14 protein-coding genes are annotated in these 15605 nt (G+C 70.3%); 6 read left to right on the top strand and 8 right to left on the bottom strand.

Annotated features, from left to right (window positions below):
- The first annotated feature begins 111 nt into the window (after window positions 1–111).
- Complete coding sequence (locus JEQ17_RS44675; RefSeq protein ID WP_200400652.1) at window positions 112–1023, top strand: LysR family transcriptional regulator; 912 nt, start codon at window positions 112–114, stop codon at window positions 1021–1023.
- A 69-nt stretch (window positions 1024–1092) separates the two neighbouring features.
- Entirely contained in the window at window positions 1093–2589 is a 1497-nt protein-coding gene (locus JEQ17_RS44670; RefSeq protein WP_200400651.1) for a carotenoid oxygenase family protein, read from the top strand.
- 55 nt (window positions 2590–2644) lie between these two features.
- On the opposite strand, the gene JEQ17_RS44665 is transcribed toward JEQ17_RS44670, so the two are convergent.
- Window positions 2645–3709 carry an adenosine deaminase gene (locus tag JEQ17_RS44665; RefSeq protein WP_200400650.1) on the bottom strand — a complete coding sequence of 355 codons (1065 nt, stop codon included), beginning with the start codon at window positions 3707–3709 and terminating at the stop codon, window positions 2645–2647.
- A gap of 43 nt (window positions 3710–3752) precedes the next feature.
- The gene (locus JEQ17_RS44660) at window positions 3753–4184 is read right to left on the bottom strand and encodes a VOC family protein (RefSeq protein WP_200400649.1); all 432 of its coding nucleotides are present in this window, start codon (window positions 4182–4184) and stop codon (window positions 3753–3755) included.
- Window positions 4185–4422: 238 nt separating this feature from the next.
- Between JEQ17_RS44660 and JEQ17_RS44655 the strand changes: the two genes are divergently transcribed.
- Window positions 4423–5133, top strand: coding sequence for a dienelactone hydrolase family protein (locus JEQ17_RS44655; protein ID WP_200400648.1), 711 nt, complete (start codon window positions 4423–4425; stop codon window positions 5131–5133).
- 127 nt (window positions 5134–5260) lie between these two features.
- On the opposite strand, the gene JEQ17_RS44650 is transcribed toward JEQ17_RS44655, so the two are convergent.
- Both JEQ17_RS44650 and JEQ17_RS44645 read right to left on the bottom strand, forming a co-directional pair.
- Window positions 5261–6358 (bottom strand): winged helix DNA-binding domain-containing protein, encoded by a 1098-nt coding sequence (locus JEQ17_RS44650; protein WP_200400647.1) that lies wholly within the window; start codon window positions 6356–6358, stop codon window positions 5261–5263.
- Between the two features lie 118 nt (window positions 6359–6476).
- Window positions 6477–7055 (bottom strand): DinB family protein, encoded by a 579-nt coding sequence (locus tag JEQ17_RS44645; RefSeq protein WP_200400646.1) that lies wholly within the window; start codon window positions 7053–7055, stop codon window positions 6477–6479.
- 102 nt (window positions 7056–7157) lie between these two features.
- Between JEQ17_RS44645 and JEQ17_RS44640 the strand changes: the two genes are divergently transcribed.
- Window positions 7158–8165 carry a helix-turn-helix transcriptional regulator gene (locus JEQ17_RS44640; protein ID WP_200400645.1) on the top strand — a complete coding sequence of 336 codons (1008 nt, stop codon included), beginning with the start codon at window positions 7158–7160 and terminating at the stop codon, window positions 8163–8165.
- Here JEQ17_RS44640 and JEQ17_RS44635 read toward each other — a convergent pair.
- The 4 genes from JEQ17_RS44635 to JEQ17_RS44620 form a co-directional block, all read right to left on the bottom strand.
- Window positions 8159–9523 carry a PI-PLC domain-containing protein gene (locus JEQ17_RS44635; RefSeq protein ID WP_200400644.1) on the bottom strand — a complete coding sequence of 455 codons (1365 nt, stop codon included), beginning with the start codon at window positions 9521–9523 and terminating at the stop codon, window positions 8159–8161. The genes JEQ17_RS44640 and JEQ17_RS44635 overlap by 7 nt on opposite strands.
- A gap of 177 nt (window positions 9524–9700) precedes the next feature.
- Complete coding sequence (locus JEQ17_RS44630) at window positions 9701–10585, bottom strand: glycoside hydrolase family 19 protein (protein WP_200400643.1); 885 nt, start codon at window positions 10583–10585, stop codon at window positions 9701–9703.
- Between the two features lie 196 nt (window positions 10586–10781).
- Complete coding sequence (locus JEQ17_RS44625; protein ID WP_200400642.1) at window positions 10782–12182, bottom strand: aldehyde dehydrogenase family protein; 1401 nt, start codon at window positions 12180–12182, stop codon at window positions 10782–10784.
- Window positions 12183–12291: 109 nt separating this feature from the next.
- The gene (locus JEQ17_RS44620) at window positions 12292–12702 is read right to left on the bottom strand and encodes a MarR family winged helix-turn-helix transcriptional regulator (protein ID WP_234048604.1); all 411 of its coding nucleotides are present in this window, start codon (window positions 12700–12702) and stop codon (window positions 12292–12294) included.
- A gap of 239 nt (window positions 12703–12941) precedes the next feature.
- On the opposite strand from JEQ17_RS44620, the gene JEQ17_RS44615 reads away from it, so the two are divergent.
- Window positions 12942–14054 carry a substrate-binding domain-containing protein gene (locus tag JEQ17_RS44615; RefSeq protein ID WP_200400640.1) on the top strand — a complete coding sequence of 371 codons (1113 nt, stop codon included), beginning with the start codon at window positions 12942–12944 and terminating at the stop codon, window positions 14052–14054.
- Window positions 14055–14342: 288 nt separating this feature from the next.
- Window positions 14343–15566: an urea ABC transporter substrate-binding protein gene (urtA, locus tag JEQ17_RS44610; protein WP_200400639.1), complete on the top strand. Its 1224-nt coding sequence runs from the start codon at window positions 14343–14345 to the stop codon at window positions 15564–15566.
- Window positions 15567–15605: the final 39 nt, after the last annotated feature.

Raw genomic sequence — 15605 nt, 5'->3', positions numbered from 1 at the left:
CGTTCTCCAGAGGGGTCGGTACGGAGTGGACCGGTGTCCACTCTCGCCTGCCCGCTCGACAGCGGTCCAACAGGAGAATCGGATGGGATTCAGCGGATACGCTTCTCAATCATGGAATTGCGCCACCTGCAGCACTTCGTCGCGGTCGCCGAGGACCAGCACTTCACCCGGGCAGCGGAACGCCTGATGGTCTCGCAGTCGGGTCTGTCCGCGTCGATCCGCGCCCTGGAGCGGGAGCTGCGTGCCCCGCTGTTCGTCCGCACGACCCGCCGCGTCACGCTCACCGAGGCCGGCCGGGCCCTGCTGACCGAGGCCGAGCGGATCCTCGCACAGGTCCGCGCGGCCCAGGACGCCGTGGCCGCCGTACAGGGCGTGCTGCGCGGCACGCTCTCCCTGGGCACCGAGCAGTGCATCGCCGGGGTGCAGGTCGCGCAGTTGCTGGCCGCGTTCCGCAGGCAGCATCCGGACGTGGAGATCCGGCTGCGGCAGGCCGGCTCGGGCGCGCTCGCCGAGGACGTCGCCGCGGGCCGCCTGGACCTGGCCTTCGCCGTGACGACCCGCGCCGACACGGAGCAGCTCCGCTGTCTGCCCCTGACCAGCGAGCCGATGACCGTGCTCTGCCACCCCTCGCACCGGCTGGCGACCGGCGGACCCGTCACCCCGGACGAACTCGGCGGCGAGCCCTTCGTCGACTTCCACCCCGACTGGGGTCCGCGCCGCACGACCGACGCGGCCTTCGCGGCGGCGGGCGTGCACCGCACGGTCGCCCTGGAGGTCAACGACGTGCACAGCCTCCTCGACCTCGTCGAGGAGGGCCTCGGCATCGCCGTCGTACCGCGCCACTTCGCCCACAAGCGGCGGGCGCTGCCCGCGCTTCCTCTCAAGGCCGACACCGAGACGCCGTACGAGACCGTGGCGATGCTGCCGCCCCCGGAGGCGACCAGTCCGGCCGCCCGGGCCCTGATGTCGCTGCTCGAAACAGGGGGTCTGACACCACCCCAGGACGGGCTCCACCACTCCTGACCGGGCCCGGTCCCCCGCCGCAGACTCGTGCACATCGAACACGACAACTGCGGCACGGGGAGTGCGGAGATGACTGAGCACAGCCGACGGAACGTACTGCGCGGGGCGGCCGCCATCGCGGCGGCGGGCGGACTGGTGGGGGTGACGGGAGGACTCGCGGCAGGCGCTCCCGCCGCCGCGAAGGAGCGCCGCTTCCCGTTCCTGGAGGGGGCGTTCGCCCCGGTCACAGAGGAGCTGACCGCCTTCGGTCTCCCCGTCACCGGACGGATCCCGCGCGAGCTGAACGGCCGCTACCTCAGGAACGGGCCGAACGTCCTGGGTCTTGAGGACCCCCGGGCGCACCACTGGATGCAGGGCGACGGCATGGTGCACGGCGTCCGGCTGCGGGACGGTCGCGCCGAGTGGTACCGCAACCGCTGGGTCCGCTCCTCCCGCGTCGCCGAGAAACTCGGCGAGCCCTACCCGGGCCCGGTGCCACCGGACGACTTCCCGTGCAACACCCACGTCATCGGGCACCGCGGACGGGTCCTGGCCCTCCAGGAGAGCGGCCCTCTGCCGTACGAACTCGACTACGAGCTCAACACGGTGGGTACGTACGACTTCCGCGGCACCCTGGAGGGCGCGTTCACCGCGCACACCAAGCTCGACGCGGAGTCGGGCGAGCTGCACGCGATCACGTACTACCCGACCTGGAACCACATCCGGCACCTGGTGGTGAACGCGGCGGGGCGGGTCGTCAGGACCACCAGGATCCCGGTGGCGGACAGCCCGATGATCCACGACTTCGCGCTCACCGAGAAGTACGTGGTCATCTTCGACATGCCGGTCACCTTCGACCCGGCGGGCGCCGAGCGGGGCGACCTGGTGCCGTACGTGTGGAACGACCGGCATGCCGCGCGGGTCGGTGTGCTGCCGCGGGCCGGCGGCCGGATCCGCTGGATCGAGGCGGAGCCGACGTACTACTCGCACACCCTCAACGCCTACGACGAGGGTTCGTCGGTGGTCGTCGACCTCACGGCCATCGCGGCGCCCTTCTTCGTCGCGGGACGCGGCTCCGGCGGGCCGTACGGGGCCGGGACCCCGCGGCTGCACCGCTGGACGGTCGACCTCGACCGGGGCCGCGTACGCACCAAGGTGCTGGACGACCGGCCTCAGGAGTTCCCGCGCGTCAACGAGTCGCTGGTGGGGCGGCGGCATCGGTACGGGTACTCGGCGGCCTCCGCCGAGATGACGCTGGCGTATATGACACCCGACGGGAACCCGCCCGACCGCGCCTTCCGCAACGAGCTGATCAAGCACGACCTGTTGCGCGGTACGACTCAGGTGCACCGGCTGCCCCGGCACGCGGCGGCCGGCGAGCCGGTGTTCGTGGCCTCGGACCCGGCGGACCGGAGGGCGGCCGAGGACGACGGCTACACGCTGGCGTACGTGCACAATCCCGACCGGGGCGCGGCCGATCTGCTGATCCTGTCCGCCCAGGACTTCACGGGTGAGCCGGTGGCCCGGATCCATCTGCCGGGGCGGGTGCCGCTGGGCTTCCACGGGAACTGGGTGCCGGACGCGTGAGAGCACACGAGGGGCCGGCCGGAACCGCCGAGCGGTCCGGCCGGCCCCGGGGTGATCAGAGCTCGTAGCCCGGCAGGACGACGTCCCGGATGAGGGCGGCCCGCTCGTCGAACGGGATGAACGCGCTCTTCAGGGCGTTGACCGTGACCGTGCGCAGGTCGTCGAGCGTCCAGCCCGCCTCGTCGACCAGCAGGGACATCTCGCGGGTCATGGTCGTGCCGGAGACCAGCCGGTTGTCGGTGTTGAGGGTGACGCGGAAGCCCAGGTCGCGCAGGTGCGTGATCGGGTGGTCGGCGATCGAAGTGGCCGCGCCCGTCTGGAGGTTGGAGGTCGGGCACATCTCCAGGGCGATACGGCGGTCGCGCACCCAGCCCGCGACACGGCCGAGCTTGCCGTCGACGATGTCCTCGGTGATACGGACGCCGTGGCCGATGCGCTGGGCGCCGCAGACCTGGATGGCCTGGTGGATGCTGGGCAGGCCGTGCGCCTCGCCGGCGTGGATGGTGAACGGGACGTTCTCGACGCGCAGGTGCTCGAAGGCGGCGAGGTGGTCGGCGGGCGGGAAGCCGTCCTCGGCGCCCGCGATGTCGAAGCCGACGACGCCCGCGTCCCGGAAGGCCACGGCCAGGTCGGCGGCCTCGCGGACCCGGTCGAACATGCGCATCCCGCACAGCAGGGTGCCGACCCGGACCGGGGTGCCGGCGGCTGCCGCCTTCGCCATACCGGCGGCCAGGCCCTCCTGCACGGTCTCGACGACCTCGGAGAGGGCCAGCCCGCCGTTGACCAGCAGCTCGGGGGCGTAGCGCACCTCGCCGTAGACGACGCCGTCCTCGGCCAGGTCGAGCACGTACTCCTCGGCGGTGCGCAGCAGTCCCTCGCGGGTCTGCATCACGGCGAGGGTGTGCTCGAAGGTGGCTATGTAGCGGACCAGGTCACCGGAGTTGGCGGCCTCGTAGTACCAGGCGGCCAGCTCGTCCGGGTCGGTGGTGGGGAGCGTGTGGCCGACCGCGTCGGCGAGTTCGACGAGCGTGGTGGGGCGCAGGCCGCCGTCGAGGTGGTCGTGCAGCACGGCCTTGGGGAGCCGGCGGATGGTGTCGATGTCGATGCGGGACGCGGTCATGCGGTGTTTCCTCGGCAGGTTGTCGTTGGGCGGGGAGTACTGATCAGTGGGCGGTCTCGCCGGGAGCGGCGGGCTGCGGGTCGGGCGCGGCGGGCTGCAGCAGGTCCCACCGGTTTCCGTACAGGTCCTGGAAGACGACGACCGAGCCGTACGTCTCGTGCCGGGGCTCCTCCAGGAAGGTCACGCCCGCCGCGGTCATCCGTGCGTGGTCGCGGGCGAAGTCGTCGGTGTGCAGGAAGAAGCCGACGCGGCCGCCGGTCTGGTCGCCGACCCGGCCGCGCTGTGCCTCGTCCTTGGCCCGGGCCAGCAGGAGGCCGGTGCCGTGCCCTCCGGTGCCCGGCTCCACGACGACCCAGCGGGACCCGTCGGGCCGCGGGGTGTCCTCGGCGAGCCGGAATCCGAGGGCCTCGGTGTAGAAGCGGATCGCCTCGTCGTAGTCGTCGACGACGAGGGTGACCAGGGCGACGCGTTTCATCGGAGCCTCTCGGGGAGCGAAGGGACAAGACAGCGAAGGGACGGGACACGGACAGGACACGCGGGGGGTTATACGTAACACGCGAGGATACGGCATGGCCAGGCATGCGGACTCCCCGCGGACTCCCTCCCCGGACTCCTTCCCGGGCCTCCCTCCCGGGTCCGGAGGGGCCGCGTGCCGTCGCCGTACCCGCCTCCTGCATGCTGGAGTCAAGATCAAGCGACAGGAGTGACACACCATGTCCGAGACGCCCAGGTCGACCGGGGCCCCCGCCCATCAGAACGTCACGTTCCCGAGCGGCGGCACCACCGCGCACGGCTATCTCGCACTGCCGCCCTCCGGACAGGGGCCCGGCGTCATTGTGATCCAGGAATGGTGGGGCCTCACCGACCACATCGCGGACGTCACCGAGCGCCTGGCGAAGGAGGGCTTCGTGGCGCTCGCTCCCGACCTGTACGGCGGCAATGTCGCCCACGACAGCGCCGAGGCGTACCGCATGATGCAGGACCTGCCCGTGGAGCGCGGCGTCGAGCTGCTCTCCGGAGCCGTCGACCATCTGCTCGCGATGCCCGAGGTCACCTCCGAGACCGTCGGCTCGGTCGGCTTCTGCATGGGCGGCGGTTTCGTCCTCTACCAGGCCGCCACCGACCCGCGCGTGCACGCCGCCGTCCCCTTCTACGGCGTCATCCAGGGTGAGACCCCCGACTTCTCCGGCCTCAAGGCGCAGATCCTCGGCCACTACGGCGAACGCGACTCGGCCATTCCCGTCGACTCCCTCGCCCCGCTCCGCGACACCATCCGCGAGCAGTCCGGCATCACCCCGGACTTCCGCGTCTACCCCGCCGACCACGCCTTCTTCAACGACGGCCGCCCCGAGGTCCACGAGCCCGAGTCGTCGGCCCTGGCCTGGCGCAGCACGGTGGACTTCCTGCACGCGCAACTGGACTGACCGGAGCGGCGGTTCGGCGGTGCCGTGACGCGGGTCGCGAATGGACCCGCGTCACTCACGGGTGGGGCGCTCCCAGCGCTGCTGTTACTTCTGTCGCTTCTATCGCGTCTGTCGCGTCCATCGCGCCTCAAGAAGACGCGGCGATCCGTACGCGATCGCTGTCGCCGTCGGAGAGGAACCCGGCCAACTCCCGCCCCTGCACGGCCACATCGGCGCGTTCCGCCCGGGAGAAGCGGCGCAGCGGGGTGACCAGCACGGTGTCCGCCTCCACGGTCCAGGTCGCGGCGACCCTGCCGTCGACCAGGACGACACGCGCGCCGGCGACCGACAGGCCGCGGTGGGCGTCGTCGATGATCCGGCCGCGGTCGTGGTAGCCGAGGATCGCGTTGTCGAACGCCGGCAGGAACCGCGCCGGGGCAGGGGTCTCCGGGTCGGGGCGCGGTGCGTCGGGAAGGTCCAGCAGTTCCCGGCCCCGCTCGTCGCGGAAGCTCACCAGTTCCTCCCGTACGGCGGTGATCGCGGCCGGCAGTCCGGCGAGGCCGCACCAGGCGCGCAGGTCGGCCGAGGCGGCGGGGCCGAACGCGGCCAGATAGCGCCGCACCAGATCCTGGCCGACGGGGTCGGAGCCGTCGGGGGCGGGTGGGTCGACCTCACGCCCTAGCCAGGAGGAGAGCGGGGCGTTGCGCACTCCCGCCCGGGTGCGCCACAGCCCGCGCGGGGGCAGCTGAACCATCGGGATGAGGGCGGCCACCAGGATTTCGCCCAGCGGCCGCGGCCCCGGCTTCGGCCAGCGGTCGGCGAGCGCCCGCGCGAGTTCGCTCATCGAGCGGGGCTCACCGTCGGCCATGACGGCCCGGCCCGCCGCCGCGAGCTCGTCGAGATCCACTCCGGCCAGTTCATCGCGGTAGACCCCGAGTACCCGTTGGCGCAGCATGGCGTCGTGGCGGGCCCGCCAGGCCAGGGCGTCGTCGGCGGTGACGAGGTGGACGGTGCGGCGCATGAGGTGGGTGCGCACCACGCTCCGCCCGGTCAACAGGTCCGAGAGCACCGCCGGGTCGAACGCGCGCAGCCTGGACCAGAGCCCGACGAACGGTTCCTGCGGTTCCTGCGCCTGCAGACCGCCGAGGTGCGCGACGGCGTCGAGCACCGGCAGTTCGGCGCGGTCGAGCAGCAACTGCCGTGCCAGCGTTGCCCGGTTGAGTGCCCGGGTGTCGAGAACGGTCATCCGGTCGCCCCCGCGGCCTGTCCGAACCTCATGGTGAACTCTTCCCTTCGCAGACGTACAGGGTTCCGGGGTCGCGACCGGGTCGGGCGGGGCCCGACCCGGTCGGGATCCATCGGTGTCAGGTCGACTTCTGTCCGTCGAGCGTCTCCCGCAGGATGTCCGCGTGCCCGGCGTGCTGGGCGGTCTCGGCGATGACGTGTGTCAGCACCCGGCGCACACTGCGTACGGCTCCCGGCTCGTGCCAGGGTGCCTCCGGCAGTGGATGGGTCGCCGAGAGGTCGGGCACGGAGACGATGATCTTCTCGGTGTGGGCGGCGACCAGCTCGTAGCGCTCGACGATCCCGGCCAGTGTCTCGCCGGGCAGCATCAGGAAGTCGTTCTGGTGGTCGATCATCCACTGCGGGAACTCTCGTGCGGTGCCGGCCGCGAAGTCGGCCCAGGTGAGGCCGTCGGGCAGGTCGTAGCGCATCGCCGACGGGCCGTCGACCACGAAGCGCAGCCATCCCTCCTCGATGGAGGCGACGTGCTTGATCAGCCCGCCCAGGCACAGCGCGCTGACGGTCGGGCGTTCACCGGCCTGCTCGTCGGTGAGCCCGCGCACGGTGCCGGTCAGGGCGGCCCGCGCGGTCACGAGCGCGGCGATCAGGTCGGTCCGCTCGGCGTCGGGAGTGGAAGGGGGCGTGGTCATGGCGGTCACAGTGATCGGTCCTTCTGCCTCGTTCTCGTTGTTCGGTACGAGAACGACAGTCGCAGAAGAAGCGGTCAGGGAGTGTCCTCTTCTCGGGGCAGTATGGGTGTCATGCCGAAGACATCAGCCCGACTGCTGTCACTGCTCTCGCTGCTCCAGGCGCGCCGGGACTGGCCGGGGGCGTTGCTGGCGGAGCGGCTGGACATCAGTCCGCGTACCGTGCGGCGCGATGTGGACCGGCTGCGCGAGCTCGGCTATCCCATCGTGGCCTTCAAGGGGCCCGAGGGCGGGTACCGGCTGGACGCCGGATCCGACCTGCCGCCGCTGCTGTTCGACGACGAGCAGGCCGTCGCCCTCGCCGTCGCTCTCCAGATCGCCACGACCACCGGCGCCGGTATCGAGGAGGCGGCGGCGCGTGCGCTGACCACCGTCCGGCAGGTCATGCCCACACGGTTGCGCCGGCGGATCGACATGCTCCAGGTCACCGCCGTGGGGCGATCCGCGACCGGGCCGGAGTCGCAGGTCGACAGTGGCGTACTCATGGCACTCGGAGCCGCCGTCCACGCGCGCGAGGTGTTGCGCTTCGACTACGCCTCCCCACCGGGGGCGGGCAACGGCGACCCCGCCATGACCGCACCGCGCCGGGCGCAGCCCCATCACCTCGTCACCTGGGGCGGGCGCTGGTACCTCGTCGCCTGGGACCTGGACCGCGAGGACTGGCGCACCTTCCGCGCCGACCGGATCACCCCGCGTGTCCCTTCAGGGCCCCGGTTCACCCCGCGCGAGCTGCCCGGCGGGGATGTGGCCGCCTTCGTGGCCAGCCGGTTCCGTGGTTCCGATGGCTCGGGCGACTGGCCCTGCCGCGGCGAGGTGATCCTCGATCTCCCCGCCGCCGAGGTGTCCCGCTACTCCCGCGACGGAGTGGTCGAGGAACTCGGCCCGGACCGCTGTCGGCTGATCCTGGGTTCGTGGTCGTGGCCCGGCCTTGCCGCCGACATCGGCAGGTTCGACGCCGACATCGAGGTCGTCGGCCCGGCCGAACTCAGGGACGCCTTCGCGCAGTTGGCCCGCCGCTACGCGAACGCGGCGACGGGCCCACTCGGCGAGAAGCGTCAGTAGGTGTAGCCGTTGAGCGTCGACACCGCGGCCGCCGGGTTTCCGAGGTCGTACCGGTCCACGGCGAGGAAGTTGGGCTTCTTGCGGGCGGCGGGCTGGCAGAAGCGCTGGGCCCGGTCGGTGAGTTTGGTGTTGTCGGTGGTGGCCGTGGAGGCGATCGCCGCGTCACGGAAGTGGTTCATGACGAAGAGCGGCCTGAACGGCGGCGCCGTGGCGGTGAGGGGGACGTTGGAGTTGGCGTCGTACCAGCGGCTGTAGCAGGACCAGTCGGAGCTGCCGAGTCCCGAGCCCATGGACCAGTAGTTCTCCACGGTCCACTCGCGCTGGTACATCACGCCGAAGCTGTCGCGGGTGAGTCCGGCGGACTGGTCGGCGGAGCGGCTGTGGTCGGTGAAGATGAGAAGGCGGTCGTTGGCGGCGATGAGGTCCGACATCTTCGGCCAGCCGTTCGTGCGGACGCCGGTCTGGTCGGGGCGGTACAGCACGTCGGACAGGCCGTTCACCCGGGCCAGTTCGCTGCGCAGGACGCCCGGATCGACGTAGTCCTCAAGGAAGACGGTGACGAACTCGTTCGGGTTGGCCCTCAGGTAGTCGACCATGCGCTGGATGTCCACCCACAGCGCGACCGGCCGGCTGACGAGGGTGCAGCTGTTGTGGCAGAGGATCGCGCCGTCGGAGGTCTGGTGGATGTCCAGCATGAACCCGCGTACGCCGTCGGTGAGTTGCTGGTTGATTCCCCGGCTCTGGTTCGGGACGAGGTTGATGAAGGGTGGCGCGAATCCGCCGTCGACGCCGTTCGCGTAGGCGTTGTGCGACGTGAGGAACGTGACCTGGTCCAGGGTGCGTCGGTCCGGGGACGGCATCGGCGAGGTCGGGGACGTCGTGGGAGTCAGGTACCAGGAGGCCAGGTTCCCCGCCGTGCCCAGGGCCAGTTGGGCGGGGTAGTTGGAGCCGGACGGCTTCGCGGCGACCGTCAAGTACTGTTCGGCGCCCGGGACTTTGAGCCGGTACTGGTCGGTTCCCGTCGCCGTGATCTCCCACGGGGCGTCGCCACTCGTGCAGGCCACGGTTCTCGCCTGGCCGCCGGAGCGCCCGAGGCAGCTGCCCGCCGTGTCGGTGCTCTCCAGCACGGACGACGCGCCGCTCGACCGGAGCGTCCACTGCTGCCGATCCTCGTTGCCCTTGGGGTTGCGCTGGACGACCGCTCCCCCGCTGTCCGCGGCGTTCAGGCCGGTGACCGCGCTCTGCACATAGAACACTCCTCCCGTCGGGACCGCCGCCGAGTGGGCGGGAGCGGCCAGGACGGAGGTGAGTGCCGCTCCGGCGGCGGTGAGGGCGAGCAGGGGGCGATGCATCCGCATGTCGGTAGGGGTCCCTTTCAGCAGCGCTACGGCGCCGGAAACGGCAGCCGGGAAATGGGGGGTCTGCGCGGGACACTCAATCGGCTTGGTATGTACGGGTCAATAGTCCGACCGGCCGGACAGGGCGGCGACATCGAGCCGCCGCCCCACGGCCGCCGGGGGTACCCGGGTGGTACCTCAGCAGTACAGGTTGTTGCCCGTCGTCGTGCCCAGGATCTGGGTGAACCGCTGGTAGTTGTTCACCCGGCTCTGCACCTGGGCGGGGTTCTTTCCGTCGCACTCCAGGGAGCCGTTGATGGAGCGGATGGTCTGGCCGAAGCCGGCCTGGTTGACCATGGCGTTGTGGCCGGTCATGGTTCCGGGGCCGTTCTGGGTGTTCCAGTACCAGAGGCCGGTCTTCCAGGCCACGGCGGCGTCGTTCTGCACCAGCCAGGGGTTGTTGAGGAGGTCGATGCCCAGCGCGTCGCCCGCGGCCTTGTAGTTGAAGTTCCAGCTGAGCTGGATCGGTCCGCGGCCGTAGTACGCGGCCTGGCCTGCCGGGCAGCCGTAGGGCTGGCCCCAGTCGCAGTAGTGGGGGTAGTTGGCGGTGTTCTGCTCGACGATGTGGACCAGTCCGCCGGTCTCGTGGCTGACGTTGGCGAGGAAGGCCGCGGCCTCCTGCTTCTTCACCGTGTCGCTGCCGGTGTTCGCGAAGGCCGGATAGGCGCTCATCGCGGCCTTGAGACCGCTGTACGTGTAGAAGGAGTTCCGGCTCGGGAACATCTGGTTGAACTGTGCCTCGCTCACGACGAATCCGGAGGGGTTGGTGCCTCCGTCACAGGCGTACGGCTCCCAGTACCAGGTGCTGATGGTGGGGTCGTAGCCCGGGTTGTCGTGCTCGGCTATGTAGGCCTTGCCGTCGGTGTAGCGGACGATGTTGCCGGTGACGTAGGACTTGCCGGCCACCCAGCTCGGGTAGCTCGAACAGGCCGCCGCGGACGCGCTCGACGCCGGCAGGAGCACCGGCGCGGCGCTTGCGAGCATGAGCGCGGCCACGAACGCGGAGATACGACGCCTCGACACAGGACCAACTCCTTCGCGGAGCACGGCCGCCCCTGTACGAGGGCAGAGCGAAGCGGAACCTTGTGCGCACAGGCCGGTGTGACCGGCCACGGCGTACGGGGCGGCCGTGGTGGGGGGTGTGGAGGCACACTCAACTCCCTTGGTCTGGACCAGTCAAGGGTGTAGACCAGTCAACCCACCCCGCGGCCGCTCCGATTCAGCTCAGCGGCTTCTCCAAAACCGCCTTGCGGTGGCTGAACGTCTCGATCGAGTAGCGCCCGTGGTAGTTGCCCATACCGCTCTCGCCGACGCCGCCGAACGGCAGGTCGGAGACGGTGAGATGGGCGAGCGGCAGACCGAACCCGAGGCCGCCGGAGGACGTCTCGGCGGCCAGCCGCTCACGGGTGACGTCGGACTCCGTGAAGACGTACAGAGCCAGGGGCTTGTCCCGGTCGTTGATGAATTCGAGGGCCTCGTCGAGCCCCGGTACGGTCACGATCGGCAGGACCGGGCCGAAGATCTCCTCGCCCATGACCGGCGAGTCGGGGTCCACGTCGGCCAGAACGGTCGGCGCGATGTACTTGGTGGCGCGGTCGCTGCCACCGCCCACGACGACACGGCCGGAACCGAGCAGCCCGCTGAGGCGGTCGAAGTGCCGCTCGTTGATGATCCGGCCGTACTCGGTGGAGGTGGAAGCGTCGGACCCGTACAAGTCCTCGACGGCCTTGACCAGAGCCGGTTCCAGGGCGCGGGCCGTCTCCGGGTCGGTGAGTACGTAGTCGGGGGCGACGCAGGTCTGCCCGGCGTTGAGGAACTTGCCGCGGGCGAGGCGGTCCGCGACGACGGACAGGTCGGCGTCCCGGTCGACGAACGCCGGGGACTTGCCGCCGAGTTCGAGGGTGACCGGGGTGAGGTGCTGGGCGGCGGCGGTCATAACGATGCGGCCGACGGTGCCGTTGCCGGTGTAGAAGATGTGGTCGAAGCGCTCGGCGAGCAGGGCCGTGGTCTCGGGGATGCCGCCCTCGACGACGGCGACCGCGTCGGTGTCGAGGTACTCCGGCAGGAACCGGGCGAGGAAGGCGGAGGTGGCCGGGGCCAGCTCACTGGGCTTGACGACGACCGCGTTGCCCGCGGCGAGCGCGCCGACCATCGGCGCGAGCAGGAGCTGCGCCGGGTAGTTCCAGGGCGCGATCACCAGGACGACACCCAGCGGGTCGTACTGCGTCCAGGCCGTGGCGTCCTCGCCGAGGTGCGCGGGAACGGGGGCCGACTCGGGGCGCAGCCAATCGTCGAGGTGCTCCAGGGTGTGGTCGATCTCCCGCACGACGAAGTTGATCTCCGTGCGGAACGCCTCGGTGGAGCTCTTGCCCAGGTCGGCGTGGAGGGCCGCGGCCAGGTCCTCGCCGTGCGTGGTGAGCAGCTCGCGCAGGCGGCGCAGCTGGGTGGTGCGCCATACGACGGGCTTGGTGCGGCCGGTACGGAAGGTGGCGCGCAGCCGGGCCACGACGTCGACGGGCTGCTCGGGGGTGGGCTGGTTCACGGTGCCTCGCTGGTCGGAGCGGGCCGGTGGCCCGCGTACGGTGGGTCGAGCGGCAAGCTCGATGTATATGCCAACCATTTATACGGCATCATGATTCCGGACCACGCGAAGCAGGTGGCCATGAGCGTCACAGATCACACCGAGGGCGCAACGGCGGCTCGCGGCGAGGCCCTCCGGCGGCGGACGCCTACACGGAGGACTCTGCCGCCGCCCCGTCGAGCGTGTCCGCCAGCCGGTGCAGCAGCCCCCGCAGCAGTTCGTCGTCGCCGTCGCTCAGGACGGGCCACTGGGCGCGGACCTCTCGGTCGACGCGCCGCCAGTGGTCCTCGCCGCGCGGGGTGAGGTGGGCGAGGATGCGGCGCCGGTCCAGAGGGTCGACGCGTCGGTAGACGAGGTTCTGGTCGACGAGTTGGTCGACCAGTTTGGTGAGGGTCGGCGGCGGCAGGAAGGCCGCCTCGGCGACCGCCGCCATCGGGTGGCCCTCACCGTCGGAGAGCAGGGAGAGCACACGCCAGGCGTCGAGCGTGCAGCCGTGCTCGTCGAGGGCGGCCTGGAGCCGGCGCGCCGCCAGTCGCTCGGCCCGCGTCAAGAGGTGCATGAGGTCCTGAGACCGACGCGGAGGTGGGGTCGGCATCCTTCTCCTCGCTCCCGGGGGTCAGCACATCTTACAAGTCCCGCTTCCCACAAGGATCTCCCACATCTGTCGCCGCACGCTCGCACCGCATGCCGGGGCCCGGTCGCCGCACACCCACGGGGTCCAGGTCTCCGGCACCGCGGGCGCGGACCGTACCCCGAGACGGATTGGAGTTCACCGGGCGTTCCCGGAATCATGCCCTCATGGTCCGGCTCGACCCGCCTCCGCTCGACTGGTTCACGGCCGACGACTCGGTCGTCAGCGTGGCGCTGGTCTTTCCCATGCAGGGCGCCGCGGGGATCTTCGGGCCCACGTGCGAGCTGTGCGCGCGGCTCGCCGCGGAGGAGGTCAACCGCTCGGGCGGGGTGCTCGGCAAGGAGCTGCGACTGCTGCCGGTCGACGGCGGCGCCGAACCGCACCGCATCGCCGAGAACGTCGAGGCACTGGTCGACCTCGGCATCGTGCAGGGCGTCACCGGCTGGCACATCTCCTCGGTACGCCAGAAGCTGGCACCACGCATCGCCCACCGCGTGCCGTACGTGTATACGGCGCTGTACGAGGGCGGCGAGGACACGGCCGGTGTGTTCCTGACGAGCGAGACCCCGAACGACCAACTGCGGCCCGCCATGCGTCTGTTGGCCCGCGAGCACCGGGTACGCCGGTGGTTCGTGGTGGGCAACGACTATGTGTGGCCACGCCGTACGGCCAGGGCGGCTCACCGTTACGCGCGCGAGTCGGGCGGCGGTATCTGCGCGGAGGCGTATCTGCCGCTGGGCACCCATGACTTCGACGGGGTGCTGCGACGGATCGAGCGGTCGGAGGCGGACGCCGTGCTGATGCTGCTCGTGGGCAGCGACGCGGTCCGGTTCAATCGCGCGTTCGCCGCGTCCGGCCTCGACGAGCGGTGCCTTCGGCTCAGCACCCTGATGGACGAGAACATGCTGATGGCGAGCGGCCCCACGGCCACCGCCGGCCTCTACAGCACGGCCGGGTTCTTCGCCTCCCTCGCCAACCAGGACACCCTCGACTTCCACGGCCAGTACGCCGGACGGTACGGAGTCGAGGCACCGGTCCTCGGCAGCCTCGGCGAATCCTGTTACGAGGGAGTCCTGCTGCTCGCCGCGCTCATCGACCGTGCCAGGACCCTCGACGTCTCGGCGATCGGCGCGTCGGCGGACACCGTCTCGTACGAGGGGCCGCGCGGGCTGCTCCATCTGCGCGGCAGCCACGTACGCCAGCGCATCTATCTGGCGCGGGCGGACGGCGTGGACTTCGATGTCGTGGCCCAGCTGGATCTTCACGAAACCCAGCCTTGACATACTCGCGCTTCCGCGAAGATACTTCCCGCAGGAAGTAATTAGAATGCCTCGGGCGAACTGTGAATTCATGCGAAGAATTCCGCCCCGGGCATTTTTTGTTGCCCGATGAGAGCCGGAAGATACCGCCGGGAAAGTACCGCGAAACACCCTGGAAACAGGGTGACTTGAGGCTGTGGACCGCACTTCAGGAGGAGGTTGTCCTCCCAGCCCGAGGGGGTTCTTTTGTCCAGCGGTTCCAGTCGTTTCAGGGGTTTCAAGGAGTCCGGTCCTTCCCGGCGCCGGGTGATGGCGGGCGCCGCCGCGCTCACCGCCGTCGTCGTGCTCTCCGCGTGCGGCGCCAAGACCGACGCGGCGGGCGGGTCGTCCGACGCGGCCGCCAAGGCCGACACGAGCGGCGACACGGTCAAGGTCGGCCTGCTCAACTCGCTCTCCGGCACCATGGCGATCAGCGAGGTGACCGTACGCGACTCGCTGAAGCTGGCGATCGACGAGATCAACGCCTCGGGCGGAGTGCTCGGCAAGAAGGTCAAACCGATCAGCGAGGACGGCGCCTCCGACTGGCCGACGTTCGCCGAGAAGGCGAACAAGCTCATCAAGGAGGACCGGGTCGCGGCCACCTTCGGCTGCTGGACCTCCGCGAGCCGCAAGGCCGTGAAGCCTGTCTTCGAGAAGAACAAGTCCCTGCTGTTCTATCCCGTGCAGTACGAGGGACTCGAGGAGTCCCCGTACATCTTCTACACGGGCGCCACCACCAACCAGCAGATCGTCCCGGCGCTCGACTACCTCAAGAGCCAGGGCAAGAAGAGCATTTACCTCGTCGGCAGCGACTATGTCTTCCCGCGCACCGCCAACAAGATCATCAGGGCGTACGCGAAGGCCAATGGCATGAAGGTGCTCGGCGAGGACTACGCGCCGCTGGGTTCCACCGAGTTCAGCACCATCGCCAACAAGGTGAAGGCGTCGAAGGCCGACGCGGTCTTCAACACCCTCAACGGCGACTCGAACGTGGCCTTCTTCAAGGAGTACAAGTCGGCCGGTCTGACCGCCAAGAGCATGCCGGTGGTCTCGGTGTCGATCGCCGAGGAAGAGGTCAAGTCGATCGGATCGCAGTACCTGGCGGGCCAGTTGACGGCCTGGAACTACTACCAGACGACCGCGGGCGAGGCGAACACCAAGTTCGTGAAGGCCTACAAGGCCAAGTACGGCCAGGACAAGCCGACCAGTGACCCGATGGAGGCCGCGTACACCTCGGTCTACCTGTGGAAGGCGATGGTCGAGAAGGCCAAGTCCTTCGACCCGGAGAAGGTGAAGGCGGCCTCCGACGGCATCACCTTCGACGCTCCCGAGGGCGAGGTCACCGTGGACGGCGCGAGCCAGCACATCTACAAGACCGCCCGGATCGGGAAGATCGGCACCGACGGGCTGATCGAGCAGGTGTGGGACTCCGGCAAGGCGATCAAGCCGGACCCGTATCTGAAGGGCTACTCCTGGGCCTCCGGCCTCTCCTGACCGACCGTCACGTGCGGGCCGGCCTTCGGCGACGAGGGC

This window comes from Streptomyces liliifuscus (assembly GCF_016598615.1).
GTDB classification, from domain to species: domain Bacteria; phylum Actinomycetota; class Actinomycetes; order Streptomycetales; family Streptomycetaceae; genus Streptomyces; species Streptomyces liliifuscus.
The sequence above is the reverse complement of the archived record's forward strand: the minus strand, read 5'-3'. Positions and strand labels throughout refer to the sequence as shown.